The organism is Pseudomonas sp. NFPP25 (assembly GCF_900116505.1).
In the GTDB taxonomy this organism is placed as follows: Bacteria; Pseudomonadota; Gammaproteobacteria; order Pseudomonadales; family Pseudomonadaceae; genus Aquipseudomonas; species Aquipseudomonas protegens.
This window is the reverse complement of sequence record NZ_FPBG01000001.1, coordinates 149,699-167,830: the sequence shown is the minus strand read 5'-3', so window position 1 is coordinate 167,830 and position 18,132 is coordinate 149,699. Positions and strand designations below refer to the sequence as shown.

The window sequence follows — 18,132 nt, the reverse complement described above, 5'->3', positions numbered from 1 at the left end:
TCACCCGGCTCCTAAGGCTGACAATGCGACTGCTTTCCTCCACCGTGCTTTTCACCGCCCTGCTGTTGGGCGCCGCGGGTGCCCAAGCCGCACCGCAACACGCCATGACCGTCTATGGCGAACCGGCTAAGTACCCCCAGGGTTTCAGCCACTTCGACTACGTCAATCCCCAGGCCCCCAAAGGCGGGACGTTGCGCCGCTCGGCCATCGAAATCGGCCGTTTCGACCATGTACTGCCCTATATCGACAAAGGCATCGGTGTCTCCCAGCTCGACGGCCTGGTCTATTCGCCTCTGGCCCAGCGCTCCCTGGACGAGCCCTACACCGTCTACGGCCTGGTGGCCGAAAAGATGGAGCGTGCCGAAGACGGCCTGTGGCTGCGCTTCTACCTCAACCCCAAGGCGCGCTTTGCCGACAACACGCCGATCACCGCCCAAGACGTGCGCTACAGCTACGACCTGCTGATGACCCAGGGCAGCATGCGCTACCGCACCCAGTTCGACGACGTCAAAGGCGTCACCGTGGAATCACCACGAGTGGTGCGCTTCGACTTCAAAAGCAACGAAAACCGCACCCTGCCCCTGGATATCGCGACCCTGCCGGTGTTCCCCGAACACTGGTGGAAGAGTCGCGACTTCGCCAATGGCGGCGGCTATGAAGCGCCCCTGGGCAGCGGCCCCTACCGCGTGGCCAAGGTCGACTCGGGCAACAGCATCACCTTCGCCCGCAACCCCGACTGGTGGGGCAAGGACCTGCCGGTGAGCCGCGGCCTGTACAACTTCGATCATTTCAGCGTCGAGTATTTCGGCGATATCGACGTCGCCCGCCAGGTGTTGCGCGGCGGCGCCTACGACTACAACCGCGAGTTTTCCGCCACCGGCTATTCCATCGGCTACGACAGCCCGGCGCTGAACGACGGCCGCCTGCAAAAGGCCCACCTGGCGCAATCGGCGCCGCAACCGGCCCAGGGCTATGTGTTCAACCTCGACCGGCCGGTGTTCCAGGACCGCCGGGTGCGCCAGGCCCTGGCCATGCTCTGGGATTTCGAATGGAGCAACCGGCAGATGATGCGCAACCTCTACATCCGCCAGCAGAGTTTCTTCTCCAACACCGCCCTGGCGGCCCGCAGCCTGCCGGATGCCGAGGAGCTGAAGATCCTCGAACCGCTGCGCGGGCAGATCCCCGACGAGGTCTTCACCCAGGTTTTCGAGGCGCCGAAAACCGACGGCAGCGGCGTGATCCGCGACAAGCAACTGCAAGCCCTGGCCCTGCTGGAACAGGCCGGCTGGAAGCCCGAGGGCGACAAGCTGGTGAACGCCCAGGGCGAGCCCCTGAGCTTCACTTTCCTGATCACCCAGGGCTCCATCGAACGCCTGCTACTGCCCTACAAGCGCAACCTGGCGCAGATCGGCATCAGCCTGAACATTCGCCGCATCGACTCCGCCCAGTACGTCAACCGCCTGATGGCCCGGGACTACGACATGATCGTCACCGGCTACCCGGTGACCACCTCGCCGGGCATGGAGCTGTACAACTACTTCGGCTCCGCCGCGGCCAACGACCCCGGTTCCAACAACTACATGGTGCTCAAGAACCCGGCCGTGGACAGCCTGGTCAATGGCCTGGTGAAGGCCACCAGCCAGCCGGAGATGCTGCGCTACGCCCATGCCCTGGACCGGGTGCTGCAGTGGAACTACTACTGGACTGCCAACTACTACCCGCCCGGCACCTCCACGGTGTGGTGGAACCGCTTCGGCATCCCCAAGGTGCCGGCGAGCAACGATGAAGCCATCGAAAGCTGGTGGGAAGTCAGCAGCAGCGCGCTGACCGACGAACAAATGGCCTCCGAGCTGATCCGCCGTGGCAAACCCGGAGGGCGCCACTGATGCTGGCCTACATTCTGCGGCGCCTGCTGCTGATCATCCCGACCCTATTGATCATCCTCCTGGTGAACTTCGTCATCGTCCAGGCCGCCCCCGGCGGCCCGGTGGAACAGGCCATCGCCCGCCTGCAGGGCATCGGTGGCGGCGCCGCTGTCGGCGGTTCCGCCGATGCCATGAGCAGCAGCGGCTCCCGGGCCAGCCGCGGCCTGGACCCCAAGCTGATCCAGGACATCGAGAAACAGTACGGCTTCGACAAGCCGGCCCATGAACGCCTGTGGCTGATGCTCAAGAACTACGCCCAGCTGGACTTCGGCAAGAGCTTCTTTCGCGGCGCCACGGTCACCGACCTGATCCTGGAAAAGATGCCGGTGACCATTTCCCTGGGGCTCTGGGCGACCCTGATCACCTACCTGGTGTCGATCCCCCTGGGAATCCGCAAGGCGGTGCACCACGGCAGCCATTTCGACATCTGGAGCAGCACCGCGATCATCATCGGCTACGCCATGCCGGCCTTCCTGTTCGCCATGTTCCTGATCGTGCTGTTCGCCGGCGGCACCTCGCTGAACTGGTTCCCGGTGCGCGGCCTGGTCTCGGACAACTTCGAGCAGTTGAGCACCCTGGGCAAGGTCGCCGACTACTTCTGGCACCTGGTACTGCCGGTCAGCTCCCTGGTGATCGGCGGCTTCGCCACCCTGACCATCCTCACCAAGAACTCCTTCCTCAACGAGATCACCCGCCAGTACGTGGTCACCGCCCGGGCCAAGGGCCTGAGCGAGCGCCGGGTGCTGTATGGGCATGTGTTCCGCAACGCCATGCTGCTGGTGGTCTCGGGCATTCCCCAGGCCTTTATCAGCGTGTTCTTCGCCGGCTCCCTGCTGATCGAGGTGATCTTCTCCCTCGACGGCCTGGGGCGCATGAGCTATGAGGCCGCGGTGTCCAGGGACTACCCGGTGGTGTTCGGCTCGCTGTTCATCTTCACCCTGTTCGGCCTCTTGATAAAACTCATCGGCGACCTGTGCTACACCCTGGTCGACCCGCGCATCGACTTCGCCGCGAGGAACGCCTGATGCTCATGCTTTCTCCTCTGGCGCGCCGGCGCTTCGACCGTTTCAAGAAAAACCGCCGCGGCTGGTGGTCGCTGTGGCTGTTCATCGGCCTGTTCATCCTGACCCTGGGCGGCGAACTGATCGCCAACGACAAGCCGCTGGTGATCAGCTACCAGGGCTCGCTGTATTTCCCGGTGCTCAAGCGCTACACCGAGCAGGAATTCGGCGGCCAGTTGCCGTTCCAGGCCGACTACCGCAGCGACTACGTGCAGCAACTTATCCGCAAGGACGGTGGCTGGCTGCTGTTCCCGCCGGTGCCCTTCAGCGAAGACACCCCCAACTACGACCTGACCCAGCCGGCCCCCAGCCCGCCGAGCAAGGTCAACTGGCTGGGCACTGACGACCAGGCCCGGGATGTGCTGGCACGGGTGATCTACGGCGCCCGGGTGTCAATCCTGTTCGCCCTGGCCCTGACCGCCATCAGCGCCCTGATCGGCATCGCTGCCGGCGCCCTGCAGGGCTACTACGGCGGCTGGGTCGACCTCCTGGGCCAGCGTTTGCTGGAGGTCTGGTCCGGGTTGCCGGTGCTCTACCTGCTGATCATCCTCTCGGGCTTTGTCGAGCCGAACTTCTGGTGGCTGCTGGGGATCATGGCGCTGTTTTCCTGGCTGGCCCTGGTGGACGTGGTGCGCGCCGAGTTCCTGCGCGGGCGCAACCTGGAGTACGTCAAGGCTGCCCGGGCCCTGGGCCTGAGCGACCGCAAGGTGATCCTGCGGCACATCCTGCCCAACGCCATGAACGCCACCCTGAGCTACCTGCCGTTCATTCTCACCGGGGCCATCTCGACCCTCACCGCCCTGGACTTCCTCGGCTTCGGCATGCCCGCCGGCAGCGCCTCCCTGGGCGAATTGATCGGCCAGGGCAAGCAGAACCTGCAGGCGCCGTGGCTCGGGCTGACGGCGTTTTTCACCCTGGCGCTGATCCTCTCGCTGCTGGTGTTCATCGGCGAGGCGTTGCGCGATGCCTTTGATCCTCGATCTTGAAGCGGACTGTAGAAATGACTGAAAACCTGATCGAAATCCGCCAGCTCAATGTCGCCTTCGGCGCGCAGACCGTGGTCCGCGACCTGAGCCTGGATATCCGCCCCGGCGAATGCCTGGCCCTGGTGGGCGAGTCCGGCTCGGGCAAGTCGGTGACTGCCCACTCGATCCTGCAACTGCTGCCGCAGACCGGCTGCAGCAGCTCTGGCAGCGTGCGCTACCGCGGCCAGGAACTGATCGGCGCCACGGCCGCGACCCTGCAAAAACTGCGGGGCAACCGTATCGCCATGATCTTCCAGGAGCCCATGACCTCCCTCAACCCGCTGCACAGCATCGAGAAGCAGATCGGCGAAACCCTGCTGCTGCATCGTGGCCTGGGGGGCAAGGAGGCCCAGGCGCGGATTCTCGAACTGCTGGAACTGGTGGGCATCCAGAAACCCAAGGAGCGACTCAAGGCCTACCCGCACCAGCTTTCCGGCGGCCAGCGCCAGCGGGTGATGATCGCCATGGCCCTGGCCTGCGAACCGGAACTGCTGATTGCCGACGAACCCACCACCGCCCTGGACGTGACCGTGCAGCGCAAGATCCTGCTGCTGCTCAAATCCCTGCAACAGCGCCTGGGCATGTCCCTGCTGCTGATCAGCCACGACCTCAACCTGGTGCGGCGCATCGCCCAGCGGGTGTGCGTGATGAAAGCCGGGGAAATCGTCGAGCAGGCCGACTGCGACACCCTGTTCAACGCGCCAAGGCATCCCTACAGCTGCGAACTGTTGCACGCCGAACCCGAAGGCGAGCCGCTGTGCCGCGACAACCGGGAAACCGTGCTGGAGGTGGACCACCTGCGCGTCGAATTCCAGATCGGCGGCGGCCTGTTCCGGCGCAAGGAGTACCTGCGGGCAGTGGACGGCATCAGCCTCAGCGTGCAGCAAGGCAAGACCCTGGGGATCGTCGGCGAGTCCGGTTCGGGCAAGTCCACCCTGGGCCAGGCGATCCTGCGGCTGCTGGATTCCGAAGGTGGCATCCGCTTCCAGGGCCAGGCCCTGGACGGCCTCAACCAGAAACAGCTACGGCCCTGGCGCAAACAGATGCAGGTGGTATTCCAGGACCCCTTCGGCAGCCTCAGCCCACGCATGTCGGTGGCGCAGATCATCAGCGAAGGCCTGGAAGTGCACAGCCAGTACGATGCCCGCCAGTGCGACGAACAGGTCATCCGCGCCCTGGAGGAAGTCGGCCTCGACCCCGACAGCCGCCACCGCTACCCCCACGAGTTCTCCGGCGGCCAGCGCCAGCGCATCGCCATCGCCCGGGCCCTGGTGCTGAAACCGGCGCTGATCCTGCTGGACGAACCGACCTCGGCCCTGGACCGTACCGTACAGAAACAAGTGGTGGCCCTGCTGCGCCAACTGCAGGAAAAGTACGGCCTGACCTACCTGTTCATCAGCCATGACCTGGCGGTGGTGCGAGCCCTGGCCCACGACATGATCGTGATCAAGGACGGCAAGGTGGTTGAGCGCGGCGCCAGCCACGACGTATTCGAAGCCCCACAGCATCCCTACACCCAGGAACTGCTGGCTGCCGCCCATCCCGGCTGACCCAAAGGCCCCTTCGCCGGCAAGCCGACTCCTACACGGGCGAACACATTCACCGCCACCGTAGGAGCTGGCTTGCCAGCGAAGACGCCCGCAAGATCACCACCCCGCCCAAGACCCCATTCACCGGCAAGCCGGCTCCTACAAATCGGGCATAATCGCTGCGCCCATTTCCAGGATGCCGCCATGAACGACAGCGAAAGCCTCAAGGACTACCAGCGCGTGCGCCAACTGGCGATCCGCTCGCTGTTCGAGATCATCGAGCAATCCAGCGAAGGCACGGTGATCGTCGATCGCGACGCCAATATCGTCTGGATGAACGAGCGCTACGCCCGGCGCTTCGGCCTGGAATCGGCAGCCTTCGCCATCGGCAAGCCCTGTGAAAGCGTGATCCCCGGCAGCCTGCTGCGGGAGGTGGTGCGCACCGGCCGCCCCATCCTGCTGGACATGCAGGACACCCCCAAGGAACCCCTGGTGGTGATGCGCCTGCCGATCCACGACGACGCCGGCACGGTGATCGGCGCCATCGGTTTTGCCCTGTTCGACGAACTGCGCAGCCTGTCGCCGATGCTCAAGCGCTACCTGAGCATGCAGGAAGAACTGGCCTCTACCCGCTCCCTGCTGCGGGCCCGGCAGACCAAATACAACTTCGCTCACTTCATCGGCACCAGTGCCGCCAGCCTGGAGGTCAAGCGCCGCGCCCGACGCGGGGCCAGCGCCGAGTCGCCGATCCTGCTGCAAGGCGAAACCGGCACCGGCAAGGAGCTGCTGGCCCAGGCCATCCACGCCGCCTCGCCACGGGCGCACAAGCCCTTTGTCAGCATCAACAGCGCGGCCATTCCCGAGGCCCTGCTGGAGGCGGAATTCTTTGGCACCGCCCCTGGTGCCTTTACCGGCGCCGACCGCAAGGGCCGCCCGGGCAAGTTGCAGATCGCCCAGGGCGGCAGCCTGTTCCTCGATGAAATCGGCGACATGCCGCTGCCCCTGCAAAGCAAGCTGCTGCGGGTGCTGCAGGAAAAAGAGTTCGAGCCGGTGGGCTCCAACGAGGTGATCCACAGCGATGTGCGGATCATCGCCGCCACCTCCACGGACCTTGAAGCGGCGATCAAGCGCGGCGAGTTTCGCGCCGACCTGTACTACCGGTTGAATGTGCTGCCAATCCAGGTGCCAGCCTTGCGCGAACGCCTGGACGACCTGCCAGCCCTGAGCGAAGGGATTCTCGAAGAACTGCGCAGCCAGCATGAACTGGACCGCGATGCCCTGGCCCTGCTGGCGCAACATGCCTGGCCGGGGAACATCCGCGAGTTGCGCAACGTCCTGGAACGAGCGGCGCTGCTCAGCGACGACCTGATACTCAACGCCTCGGATATTCGCGCGGCGATTGGCAGCTTCAGCCCGGTGCAGCGTAACGAAGCCCTGGTGCCGGGCGATTCGCCAAACCAGGAAACCTTCGCCGCGGCCCGAGAGCGTTTCGACCGGCAACTGATCGGCGCCACCCTGGCCCAATGTGCCGGCAAGGTGGACGAAGCGGCCCGGCGCCTGGGGCTGGGGCGCTCCACGCTGTACAAGAAGATGGCAGCCCTGGGGATTGTCGAGTCTCAATAAAGAGACACGAATCTCAGTTTGAAGAACCTACCGCGCACTGCACGCTTTTCGCTGGCAAGCCAGCTCCTACGTCGGCTTGCACAATCTCTGTAGGAGCTGGCTTGCCAGCGAAGAGGCCGGTAAACCCAAAAAATTCTCCAAACAGAGACAATCAACGTCAATTCGCCCCCAGAAAAATAAAAATATCTATATATTTCAATAGCTTAATTAGATGGCACAGTTCTCGCTATAACGCTCTCCACACGCAACACCCGACAACAATAACAATCCTGGAGAGACACACCATGAGTGTGATCATTGCCTTGGCAGCCCTGGCGCTGCTGATGCTCGCTGCCTACCGTGGCTACAGCGTCATCCTCTTTGCCCCCATCGCCGCCCTCGGCGCGGTGCTGCTCACCGACCCGTCCGCCGTGGCGCCCGCCTTCACCGGTGTGTTCATGGAGAAGATGGTCGGCTTCATCAAGTTGTATTTCCCGGTGTTCCTGCTGGGCGCGGTGTTCGGCAAGCTGATCGAGCTGTCGGGCTTTTCCCGCTCCATCGTCGCGGCCGCCATCCGCCTGCTGGGCACCCGCCAGGCCATGCTGGTGATCGTACTGGTCTGCGCGCTGCTGACCTACGGCGGGGTCTCGCTGTTCGTGGTGGTGTTCGCGGTCTACCCCTTTGCCGCCGAGATGTTCCGCCAGAGCAACATCCCCAAGCGCCTGATCCCGGCGACCATCGCCCTGGGGGCGTTTTCCTTCACCATGGACGCCCTGCCCGGCACCCCGCAGATCCAGAACATCATCCCCAGCACCTTCTTCAACACCACCGCCTGGGCCGCGCCCTGGCTGGGCGTGATCGGCACCATCTTTGTGTTCTGCGCGGGCATGCTGTTCCTCCAGCGCCAGCGCAACAAGGCGCAAAAGGCCGGTGAAGGCTACGGCACCGAGCTGCGCAACGAGCCGGAAACCGCCGAAGACCTGCAACTGCCCAACCCCTGGCTGGCGCTGTCGCCGCTACTGCTGGTGGGCATCATGAACCTGCTGTTCACCCACTGGATTCCCCAGTGGTACGGCAAGACCCACAGCCTCAGCCTGCCGGGCATGGCGGCGCCGGTAACCAGCGAAATCGCCAAGCTGACCGCCATCTGGGCGGTGCAGGCGGCGTTGCTGGTGGGCATCCTGATGGTGCTGGTGTGCGGTTTCTCGGCGATTCGCAGCAAGCTCGCCGAGGGCAGCAAGAGCGCGGTCAGCGGCGCCCTGCTGGCGGCCATGAACACCGCCTCAGAATACGGCTTCGGTGCGGTGATCGCTTCCCTGCCGGGCTTTCTGGTGCTGGCGGACTGGCTCAAAAGCATCCCCAACCCGCTGGTCAACGAAGCCATTACCGTGACCCTGCTGGCGGGCATCACAGGTTCGGCCTCGGGCGGCATGAGCATCGCCCTGGCGGCCATGTCCGAAAGCTTCATCAGCGCCGCCCACGCTGCCAACATTCCCCTGGAAGTGCTGCACCGGGTGGCCGCCATGGCCAGCGGCGGCATGGACACCCTGCCCCACAACGGCGCGGTGATCACCCTGCTGGCGGTCACCGGGCTGACCCATCGCGAGGCCTACAAGGACATTTTCTGCATTACCCTGATCAAGACCCTGGCGGTCTTCGTCGTCATCGCCACTTTCTACGCCACCGGCATTGTGTGAGGTATTCATGACCACTCTTTCTGGCAAGACCGCCCTGGTCACCGGCTCCACCAGCGGCATCGGCCTGGGCATCGCCCTGGTGCTGGCCAAGGCCGGGGCCAAACTGATTCTCAACGGTTTTGGCGATGCCTCGAAGGCGATCGCCGAGGTCGCACAATTCGGCGGCCAGGTCGGCCATCACCCGGCGGATGTCAGCGACCCTGCGCAGATCGCCGAAATGTTCGCCTACGCCGAACGGGAGTTCGGCGGCGTCGACATCCTGGTCAACAACGCCGGCATCCAGCACGTGGCGGCGGTGGAGGAGTTCCCCGTGGAGCGCTGGGATTCGATCATCGCCATCAACCTGTCGTCGGTGTTCCACAGCACCCGCCTGGGGCTGCCGGGGATGCGCGCCAAGGGCTGGGGGCGGATCGTCAACATCGCCTCGGTGCACGGCCAGGTGGGCTCGGTGGGCAAGGCCGCCTATGTGGCGGCCAAGCACGGGGTGATCGGCCTGACCAAGGTGGTAGGCCTGGAAACCGCCACCAGCAACGTCACCTGCAACGCCATCTGCCCGGGCTGGGTGCTGACCCCGCTGGTGCAGAAGCAGATCGATGATCGCGTCGCGGCCGGCACCGACCCGCAACAGGCCCAGCATGATCTGCTGGCGGAAAAGCAGCCGTCCCTGGCGTTCGTCACCCCGTCGCAACTGGGGGAACTGGTGCTATTTTTGTGCAGCGAAGCCGGCGCCCAGGTGCGCGGCGCGGCGTGGAACATCGATGGCGGGTGGTTGGCGCAATGACGCGCGTCTCTGGCTGACGTCTTCGCCGGCAAGCCGGCTCCTACACGGCTGTGCTGGCCCGCGTAGGAGCTGGTTTGCCAGCGAACAGCCCCCCCAAAAAAACAACAATAAGAACACGAGGCCTTGCATGTCCGACCTACTCTGGCAACCCAGCGCCGAGCGCATCGGCAAGACGCGGATGGATGCCTTTCGCCGCTTCGTCAATCAGCGCCACGGGCTGAATCTTCACGACTACCTCGCTCTGCACCAGTGGAGCATCGACCAGCGAGAAAGCTTCTGGCAGGCCATCGTCGACGTCTTCGACGTCAGCTTTCACCAACCGGCTGAAGCGGTGCTCCGCGAAGGCCCGCAGATGCCCAGCGCCCAATGGTTTCCTGGGGCCACGCTGAACTTCGCCGAGCACCTGCTCAAGCGCCGGGACGACGCGGTGGCGGTGGTGGCTATCAACGAGAACGGCCAGCGCGAACAATTGACCCACGCCGAACTGGCGGCCCAGGTGGCCGGCCTGCAACGCAGCCTGCGGGACGCTGGAGTCGGCCTCGGTGACCGGGTTGCCGCTTGCATGCCCAACACCTGGCAGACCCTGGTGGGCATGCTCGCCAGCACCAGCCTCGGGGCCCTGTGGTCCAGCTGCTCGCCGGATTTCGGCACCCAGGGGGTGGTCGACCGCTTCGGCCAGATCGAGCCCAAGGTGCTGATCACCTGCGCCGGCTACCGCTACGCCGGCAAGGACATCGACCAGACGGCCAAGGTCAACCAGATCCTCGAGCGCCTGCCGTCCCTGGAGCAGTTGCTGATCGTGCCCTACGCCCGCTCGCAGGCCCGGGCCGAGGACTACCGCACCCCCGCCAGCGTCAGCCTGTGGGACGACTTCTACCGCCCCGGCGGCGAGCCCGAATTCACCCCGGTGCCCTTCGCCCATCCGCTGTACATCCTCTATTCCAGCGGCACCACCGGGGTGCCCAAGTGCATCGTCCACGGCACCGGCGGGGTGCTGCTGCAACACCTCAAGGAGCACGGCCTGCACGCTGACCTGGGCCCCGGCGAGCGCCTGTTCTACTACACCACCTGCGGCTGGATGATGTGGAACTGGCTGGTCTCGGCCCTGGCCACCGGGGCCAGCCTGGTGCTCTACGATGGCTCGCCGTTCCATCCCGGCAACGAGCACCTGATGGACCTGATCGACCGCGAAGCCATCAGCGTCTTCGGCACCAGCCCCAAGTACCTGGCGGCTCTGGAAAAGGCCGGCAGCCGGCCGCGCCAGAGCCACCGCCTGGAGAGCCTGAAGACCCTGCTGTGCACCGGCTCGCCGCTGTCGCCGCAGAGCTACGACTACGTGTACCGCGAGATCAAGAGCGAGCTGTGCCTGGCCTCGATGTCCGGCGGCACCGATATCGTCGCCTGCTTCGTCGCCGGCAATCCGATACAACCGGTGCGCCGCGGCGAGATGCAAGGCAAGGGCCTGGGCATGGCCATCGAAGTGTGGAACGACCAGGGCCAGCCGGTGATCGGCGAGAAAGGCGAGCTGGTGTGCACCCGGCACTTCCCCAGCATTCCCGTGGGCCTGTGGCACGACCCGGACCAGAGCAAGCTCAAGGCCTCGTACTTCAGCCTGTTCCCCGGCGTCTGGGCCCAGGGCGACTACGCCGAACAACTGGCCGAGGGTGGCTGGCTGATCCATGGGCGTTCAGACGCCGTGCTCAACCCCGGCGGGGTGCGTATCGGCACCGCGGAAATCTACCGCCAGGTGGAAAAGCTGGAGCAGGTCCTGGAAAGCCTGGCCATCGGCCAGAGCTGGGAGCAGGACGTGCGGGTGGTGCTGTTCGTGCGCCTGCAAGACGGCGTGGAGCTCGATGAAGCCTTGCAGGAACACATTCGCCAGGTGATTCGCAGCAACACCACGCCGCGCCATGTGCCGGCGAAGATCCTCGCGGTCACGGACATTCCCCGCACCATCAGCGGCAAGATCGTCGAACTGGCGGTGCGCAACGTGGTGCACGGCCTGCCGGTGAAGAACACCGACGCCCTGGCCAACCCCGAGGCCCTGGAACAGTTTCGCGACCGCGAGGAGTTGCGCCACTGACCCCGCCCTTTGCAGGAGCCGGCTTGCCGGCGAAGGCGTCGTCCAGGTCGGCGCGCTCGGCAATGGCCACTTCGCTGGCAAGCCGGCTCCTACGGGCTACCGCATCCCCAACGCATCACTCTGATAACCGTTCAGCCCCTCTAGACTGGTCATCCGCCGCAAAAGCGGGTGAAAATGTGCGCGCCGAAAACGCCTACAATCCATCCGTTTGAATATGCACCGCATGTCCATGCGACTTTTCGAGTGCGCGAGCCTGTGGCGTCGCCGCGTAATACCGCACCACCCAGGACACCTTCGACATGAATGGCCCCCACTCCGGCAGCGAAGCCGCCAACCTGATTGCCCGCCTGGACTGGTCGGCCACTCCCCTCGGAGAATCCGGCCACTGGCCCCAGAGCCTGCGCACCGCCGTGGACATCGTGATCCATTCGCCGATGCCGATGCTGCTGCTGTGGGGCGCCGAGCTGACGCAGATCTACAACGACGGCTTCGCCCTGCTGGCGGGCAACAAGCACCCCAGTGCCTTCGGCCACCCGGCGCACCTGACCTGGCCGGAACTGATGGACTTCACCGACCCGATCTACCGCGCCGTGCTCAACGGCCAGGTGCGCACCTTCAGCGAACAGCGCTTCAGCCTGCAACGCACCAACGGCAGCGAATACGACCTGTGGCTGGACCTGACCTACAGCCCGATCCGCAACGAACGCGGCGACGTCGCCGGAATCCTGGTCACCGCCATCGAGACCAACGAGCGCCGGCGCATCGCCCTGGAACTGCAGCAGCGCTCCGACGATAGCCTGCGCGCCCAGCACGAGACCGAAGAGCGCCTGCAACTGGCCCTGGCGGCCACCGACGCGGTGGGCACCTGGGATTGGGACATCGGCGAAGACCGCTTCATCGCCGACGCGCATTTCGCCCAGTTGCACAGCGTCGATCCGCAGCAGTCCCGGCAACTGCCGATCAGCGAATACCTCAAGGGCGTGCACCCGGAAGACCGCGGCATGGTGGCCCGGGGCATCAAGCATTGCATCACCCACGGCACCGAATACGCCGAGGAGTACCGCCTGCAACTGGCCGACGGCCAGCTGCGCTGGGTGTTCGCCCGAGGCCGCTGCTACAAGGACCACCATGGCCGGCCGACGCGTTTTCTCGGCGCGGCCCTGGACCTCACCGAACGCAAGCAGATGGAACAGGCGCTGCGCCAGAGCCAGACCGAGCTGCAACTGATCATCAATGCCATGCCCGTGCTGATCGGCTATGTCGACCACGAGGAACGCTTTCGCCTGAACAACAGCGCCTACCTGGACTGGTACGGCCTGACCCCGCAGGAACTGTACGGCAAGAGCATCCGCGAAGTCGTGGGCGACGAGATCTACGCCACTCGCGCCGAGAACATCAAGGCCGCACTGGCCGGCAAGCCGTGCAGCTTCGAGGCCAACTCGCCGCACCGCGACGGCCGGCCGCGCCATGCCCTGATGAAGTACCTGCCGCGTTACGGCGCCGACGGCGCGATCAATGGTTTCTACATCTTTGTCATCGACGAAACCGAGCGCCGGCAGACCGAAGAAGCCCTGCGCAATCTCAACGAAACCCTGGAGGAACGGGTCAACCAGCGGACCGAGGCACTGGCCACTGCCAACCAGCGCCTGCAGAACGAAATGTTCGAGCGCGAACGCGCCGAAGACGCCCTGCGCCATGCGCAGAAGATGGAAGCCGTGGGCCAGCTCACCGGCGGCATCGCCCACGACTTCAACAACATGCTCACCGGCATCATCGGCAGCCTGGACCTGATGCAGCGCTATATCGACAACGGCCGCGGCGCCGAGATCGGCCGCTTCACCGAAGCGGCCATGTCCTCGGCCAAACGCGCGGCGTCCCTGACCCACCGCCTGCTGGCCTTCTCCCGGCGCCAGTCCCTGGACCGCCAGCCCCTGGACCCCAACCAGCTGGTGCGCTCGCTGCAAGAGCTGTTCAACCACACCAAGGGCGAGCACATCGAGCTGCAGATGCAATTGGCGGACGGCGTGTGGCCGGTGAACACCGACGCCAGCCAGTTGGAAAATGCCCTGCTCAACCTGGTGATCAACGCCCGCGACGCCATGCCCGACGGCGGCAGGCTGCTGATCGAAACCGCCAACAGCTACCTCGACGGCAGCGACATCAGCACCCTGGAACCGGTCAAGGCCGGCGACTACGTGATGCTCGGCGTCAGCGACAACGGCGCCGGCATGAGCCCGCGGATCCTGGCCAAGGCCTTCGATCCGTTCTTCACCACCAAGCCCATCGGCCAGGGCACGGGCCTGGGGCTGTCGATGATCTACGGCTTCGCCCAGCAGTCCGGCGGCCACGTGACCATCAGCAGCGAACCGGACCAGGGCACCTGCGTGCGCCTGTACCTGCCAAGGCTGTTCGCCGCACCACTGGACAGCGCCGAACCCGCCACCCTCAACCAGGCGCCCCAGGCCATCGCCGGGGAAACCGTGGTGGTGGTGGAAGACGACCCGGCAGTGCGCATGCTGGTGCTCAATGTCCTCGCCGAACTGGGCTACCGCGCCTTCGAGGCCGAAGATGCGCGCAGCGCCCTGCCCTTGCTGGAATCGCCGATGCGCGTCGACCTGCTGGTGACCGATGTCGGCCTGCCGGGCATGAACGGCCGGCAACTGGCGGAGATCGCCCGCCAGCAGCGGCCCGGGCTCAAGGTGCTGTTCATGACCGGCTACGCGGAAAAGGCGGCCGAGCGCCAGGGCTTCCTGGAGCCGGGCATGGACCTGATGGCCAAGCCGTTTTCCATTGAAGAAATGGCCCAGAAAATTCGTCAGATGATCGGCCGCGCGTCCTGAATTCAGGCATAATCCGCGGCCGCCGATTTCCCGCTACAAGGTCACCCGCCCATGAAAGCCCAAGCCCGCCACATCCTGGTGAAAACCGCCGAAGAGGCTGAACAGCTCAAGCAGCGCATCGCCAAGGGTGAAGCCTTCGACGTACTGGCAAAGAAATACTCCACCTGCCCGTCCGGCAAGCGCGGCGGCGACCTGGGGGAAGTGCGCCCGGGGCAGATGGTCGGTGCCATCGACCAGGTCATTTTCAAGAAGCCCCTGCGCACCGTGCATGGCCCGATCAAGAGCAAGTTCGGCTATCACCTGGTGCAGGTCTTCTTCCGCGACTGACCCCGGGCCTTGTAGGAGCTGGCTTGCCAGCGAAAACGCCCGCAAGGTCAACGCCCGGTTCAATGGCGGGGTATCAGGGCGCCGGGATGCTGGATGACCTGGCTCGCCAGCCGGTGCCCGGCCTCTGCCGCTTGCACCGGGCTGCCGCCCAGCAGGCGCCGGGCCAGATAGGCTGCGCTGAACGAATCCCCGGCCGCCGTGGTGTCCACTACCTGCTCCACCCGCTGGGCCGGCACCTCGAAAGCACCGCCCGCCACGCGAATCAGGCAGGGCTCGGCGCCCCGCTTGAGCACCACTTCCGGAATGCCCTGATACGCCGCGAACACCGCTTCGGCATCCGGATAGGCAAACAGCGCTTGCTCATCCTCCAGGGTCAGCAATGCCAGATCCACCTGGGGCAATACTTCGCGGTACGCCGCCCGGGCCTGTTCGACCGACGCCCACAGGCGCGGCCGGTAGTTGTTGTCGAAGACTATCAGCGCCTGGCGCTGGCGCGCCTCGGCCAGGGTCTGCAACAACTTCCCGCGCCCCACCTCCCCCAGCACCGCCAGGGTGATGCCGCTGAAATACAGCACATCGTAATGCTTCAGCGCTTCGAGGATCGGCCCGGCCGCCGCCGTGGTAAAGCAGTCGCGCACTGCCGCCTCGTTGCGCCAGTAGAGAAAGCGCCGCTCGCCCCGGGCATCGGTCTGGATGCAATACAGCCCAGGCAGGCGCCCCGGCAAGCGCTGCACCCGCTCCAGGCCGATGCCCTCCGCCGCCCACCCCTGGCACATGGCATCGCTGAAGCTGTCATCGCCCAGGGCGGTGACGTAATCCACCCGCCCGGCCTCGCCCAATTCCCGCGCGAGGTACACCGCGGCGTTCAGGGTGTCGCCGCCAAAGCTCTGTTGCAGGCTGCCGTCATGATGCTGCTGCAGCTCGATCATGCATTCGCCGATGGCCGCGATGCGTTTCTTCCTGTCCATGTTCCTGACCTCCCCTCAAAGCACATTCCACCGGGTAGGAGCTGGCTTGCCAGCGAAGGCGCCCGCACAGCCTGCGCACCATCCAGAGGCCTCTTCGCCGGCGAGCCGGCTCCTACGGACCCTGCATATCCCCGGCTCCGGCGATCAGAAACAGGTTTCCAGGTTCTCGATCACCTGCAGGCGCTCATCCACCAGCAACCCGGTGCGCCATTTGTCGAAGGTCAGGCAGGGGTGCGAAGTACCGAAGGAAATGATGTCGCCAATGCGCAACTCCACTCCCGGCGCCACCGTGAGAAACGCATGCTGGTCCATCACCGCAGTGACCTTGCACGCCCCCACGTCATCCCCGGCACTGGCTTGGGCCCCGGCGCGATAACGCCGCAGCGGTACCGGCAGGCCGGCGTCATAGGCCACATCGCGCTTGCCCAGGGCCACCACGGCAAAGCCCGGCTCCGGCAGCGATTGCACATGGGCCCAGACCTCCATGGCCGGGCGCAGGCCCTCCTCCAGGTCGGCGCGGCGATCCAGCACGCAGCACTGCGCCTCTTTATAGATGCCATGGTCATGAGCCACGTAACTGCCCGGACGCAGCACACTGAGGAAGCGGCCCTTGGCGTTGTGGGTCTCGAAGGATTCGGCAATCAGGTCATACCAGGCTGACCCCGAGGCAGTGATAATCGGCCGCTCGATGGCGAACAGCCCGTCGTTGTGCAGGTCCACCGCCAGGCGCACCAGGGAGTCGGCGAACTGGCGGATGCCGCTGATGGCCTGATCGCCATGGATCACCCCTTCATAACCTTCGATACCGCACAGCGCCAGGGCCGGCTGCGCCTGGATCGCCTTGGCCAGGGCCAGCACCTCTTGCTCGGTGCGGCAACCGCAACGCCCACCGACCACGCCGTACTCGATCATCACCTTGAGCGTGACCCCACGCTGGGCGAAAAACGCCCCCAGGTCGGCGACGCTGTCCGGGTGATCGACCATGCAATAGAAATCGAAATCCGGGTCCGCCAGCAGCTCGGCGATCAGCGCCATGTTCGGCGCCCCCACCAACTGGTTGGCCATCAACACCCGGCGCGCGCCATGGGCATAGGCAGCGCGAGTCTGTACCGCAGTGGCCAGGGTGATGCCCCAGGCGCCAGCGTCCAACTGCCGCTGAAACAGCGCGGGCATCATGCTGGTCTTGCCGTGGGGCGCCAGCTCGGCACCGCTGTCACTGACGAACTTCTGCATCCAGCGGATGTTGTGTTCCAGGGCCTCGCGGTGCAGCACCAGGGCCGGCAGGCTGACGTCTTGCAACAGGCTCGCGCCCTGGGCAGCGGCGCCCTTTTCCACCAGTGGCAGGTTCAATACGGAAGACATCTTGGCACTCCTTATCAAGGCAGCTGCGCACAGCCGCGAAACAGTCATCAATCGTTGATACGCCGGGCCAGACGGTTGGCGCTGTCGATCAGCACCCGGCGATATTGCTGGTAATTGCGCTGGGCATCGGCCCTGGGCGCGACGATGCAGAGCGTGCAGATGCACACCCCGTGCTCATCGCGCACCGGTGCGGCAAAACAATGGGTAAAGGTGTCGGCCACGCTGTCGAAGGAAAAGAACCCATCCTCGGTGGCCTGGCGGATTTGCTTGAGAAACGTCTCCAAGGGCAGACGCTCACCGTCGGGCAGAACGAAGTCCCGTTCATCGATCAGGTCGACAATCTGCCCATCGCTCAAATGCCCCAATAGCAACCGCCCGGAAGCGGTCCAGGGAATCGGCGCGTTCTCGCCGATGCTCGAGGAAATGCGGAAGTGCCGCTCGCCCTCCTTCATCAGCGCCACCGTGTATTTGCGCCCGTTGAGCAGGCACATCTGCGCGGTTTCCTGGGTCTGGCGGACGATTTCCTGCAAGGCCTGATCGGCCTCGCGGCTCAGGTCGAAATGACGCAAATGGGCCTGGCCGAGAAAGTACAACTGGCGGCCCAGGTACACATGCCCCTCCTGGCCCACCGGTTCCAGTACCCGCCGCTCCAGCAGGGAAGCCACCAACTCATAGACCGTGGACTTGGGGCCGCCAATGCCCTTGGCGATATCGTTGGGCCGCAACGGCTGGCCGACCTCCTTGAGGAAATCGAGAATATCGAACGCCCGATCCAGGCCCTTGGCCCGACGCTTGATGTTGTCTTCGCTCATCTACCTGCGCCCCCTCTATCGACCCGTAGGAGCCGGCTTGCCGGCGAAGAGGCCCTCAAGCCTTGTGCCACCCTCAGGGGCGCCTTCGCTGGCAAGCCAGCTCCTACAGGCCAGCGCCTA

At 65.1% G+C, this 18,132-nt stretch carries 13 protein-coding genes; 10 read left to right on the top strand and 3 right to left on the bottom strand.

From position 1 onward, the window contains the following. Nucleotides 1–23: 23 nt before the first annotated feature. The 10 genes from BM382_RS00640 (at nt 24) to BM382_RS00595 (ending at nt 14,870) form a co-directional block, all read left to right on the top strand. Nucleotides 24–1,886, top strand: a complete 1,863-nt coding sequence (locus tag BM382_RS00640; RefSeq protein ID WP_072441367.1) for an extracellular solute-binding protein — start codon at nt 24–26, stop codon at nt 1,884–1,886. Then, entirely contained in the window at nt 1,886–2,950 is a 1,065-nt protein-coding gene (gene yejB / locus BM382_RS00635; RefSeq protein ID WP_011061848.1) for a microcin C ABC transporter permease YejB, read from the top strand. The genes BM382_RS00640 and yejB overlap by 1 nt, the downstream gene beginning before the upstream one ends. After that, a complete protein-coding gene (locus BM382_RS00630; RefSeq protein ID WP_011061849.1) occupies nt 2,950–3,972 on the top strand; it encodes an ABC transporter permease in 1,023 nt (340 codons plus the stop codon). Before yejB ends, BM382_RS00630 begins: the two co-directional genes overlap by 1 nt. Before the next feature lie 14 nt (nt 3,973–3,986). Continuing rightward, entirely contained in the window at nt 3,987–5,561 is a 1,575-nt protein-coding gene (locus BM382_RS00625; RefSeq protein ID WP_072441364.1) for an ABC transporter ATP-binding protein, read from the top strand. 183 nt (nt 5,562–5,744) lie between these two features. Further along, complete coding sequence (locus BM382_RS00620; protein WP_011061851.1) at nt 5,745–7,163, top strand: sigma-54 interaction domain-containing protein; 1,419 nt, start codon at nt 5,745–5,747, stop codon at nt 7,161–7,163. 284 nt (nt 7,164–7,447) lie between these two features. Next, nucleotides 7,448–8,839: a GntP family permease gene (locus BM382_RS00615; protein ID WP_072441361.1), complete on the top strand. Its 1,392-nt coding sequence runs from the start codon at nt 7,448–7,450 to the stop codon at nt 8,837–8,839. A gap of 7 nt (nt 8,840–8,846) precedes the next feature. Then, nucleotides 8,847–9,620, top strand: a complete 774-nt coding sequence (gene hbdH / locus BM382_RS00610; protein ID WP_015636019.1) for a 3-hydroxybutyrate dehydrogenase — start codon at nt 8,847–8,849, stop codon at nt 9,618–9,620. A gap of 127 nt (nt 9,621–9,747) precedes the next feature. After that, nucleotides 9,748–11,703, top strand: coding sequence for an acetoacetate--CoA ligase (locus tag BM382_RS00605; RefSeq protein ID WP_072441358.1), 1,956 nt, complete (start codon nt 9,748–9,750; stop codon nt 11,701–11,703). A gap of 299 nt (nt 11,704–12,002) precedes the next feature. Then, the gene (locus tag BM382_RS00600) at nt 12,003–14,543 is read left to right on the top strand and encodes a PAS domain-containing hybrid sensor histidine kinase/response regulator (protein ID WP_011061855.1); all 2,541 of its coding nucleotides are present in this window, start codon (nt 12,003–12,005) and stop codon (nt 14,541–14,543) included. Nucleotides 14,544–14,594: 51 nt separating this feature from the next. After that, complete coding sequence (locus BM382_RS00595; protein WP_011061856.1) at nt 14,595–14,870, top strand: peptidylprolyl isomerase; 276 nt, start codon at nt 14,595–14,597, stop codon at nt 14,868–14,870. Between the two features lie 59 nt (nt 14,871–14,929). On the opposite strand, the gene BM382_RS00590 is transcribed toward BM382_RS00595, so the two are convergent. The 3 genes from BM382_RS00590 to BM382_RS00580 all read right to left on the bottom strand — a co-directional run bounded on the left by BM382_RS00590 (nt 14,930) and on the right by BM382_RS00580 (nt 18,012). Then, a complete protein-coding gene (locus BM382_RS00590; protein WP_072441355.1) occupies nt 14,930–15,838 on the bottom strand; it encodes a sugar kinase in 909 nt (302 codons plus the stop codon). Between the two features lie 144 nt (nt 15,839–15,982). Then, nucleotides 15,983–17,200 (bottom strand): amino acid deaminase, encoded by a 1,218-nt coding sequence (locus BM382_RS00585; RefSeq protein WP_019096140.1) that lies wholly within the window; start codon nt 17,198–17,200, stop codon nt 15,983–15,985. Between the two features lie 47 nt (nt 17,201–17,247). After that, the gene (locus BM382_RS00580) at nt 17,248–18,012 is read right to left on the bottom strand and encodes an IclR family transcriptional regulator (protein ID WP_072441352.1); all 765 of its coding nucleotides are present in this window, start codon (nt 18,010–18,012) and stop codon (nt 17,248–17,250) included. Between the last annotated feature and the right edge of the window lie 120 nt (nt 18,013–18,132).

Coding starts and splice junctions, on each gene's coding strand:
- yejB (WP_011061848.1), top strand. CDS start 1,886: ATGCTGGCCTACATTCTGCGGCGCCTGCTGCTGATCATCCCGACCCTA.
- BM382_RS00605 (WP_072441358.1), top strand. CDS start 9,748: ATGTCCGACCTACTCTGGCAACCCAGCGCCGAGCGCATCGGCAAGACG.
- BM382_RS00600 (WP_011061855.1), top strand. CDS start 12,003: ATGAATGGCCCCCACTCCGGCAGCGAAGCCGCCAACCTGATTGCCCGC.
- BM382_RS00640 (WP_072441367.1), top strand. CDS start 24: ATGCGACTGCTTTCCTCCACCGTGCTTTTCACCGCCCTGCTGTTGGGC.
- BM382_RS00580 (WP_072441352.1), bottom strand. CDS start 18,012: ATGAGCGAAGACAACATCAAGCGTCGGGCCAAGGGCCTGGATCGGGCG.
- BM382_RS00590 (WP_072441355.1), bottom strand. CDS start 15,838: ATGGACAGGAAGAAACGCATCGCGGCCATCGGCGAATGCATGATCGAG.
- BM382_RS00625 (WP_072441364.1), top strand. CDS start 3,987: ATGACTGAAAACCTGATCGAAATCCGCCAGCTCAATGTCGCCTTCGGC.
- BM382_RS00595 (WP_011061856.1), top strand. CDS start 14,595: ATGAAAGCCCAAGCCCGCCACATCCTGGTGAAAACCGCCGAAGAGGCT.
- BM382_RS00585 (WP_019096140.1), bottom strand. CDS start 17,200: ATGTCTTCCGTATTGAACCTGCCACTGGTGGAAAAGGGCGCCGCTGCC.
- BM382_RS00630 (WP_011061849.1), top strand. CDS start 2,950: ATGCTCATGCTTTCTCCTCTGGCGCGCCGGCGCTTCGACCGTTTCAAG.
- BM382_RS00615 (WP_072441361.1), top strand. CDS start 7,448: ATGAGTGTGATCATTGCCTTGGCAGCCCTGGCGCTGCTGATGCTCGCT.
- hbdH (WP_015636019.1), top strand. CDS start 8,847: ATGACCACTCTTTCTGGCAAGACCGCCCTGGTCACCGGCTCCACCAGC.
- BM382_RS00620 (WP_011061851.1), top strand. CDS start 5,745: ATGAACGACAGCGAAAGCCTCAAGGACTACCAGCGCGTGCGCCAACTG.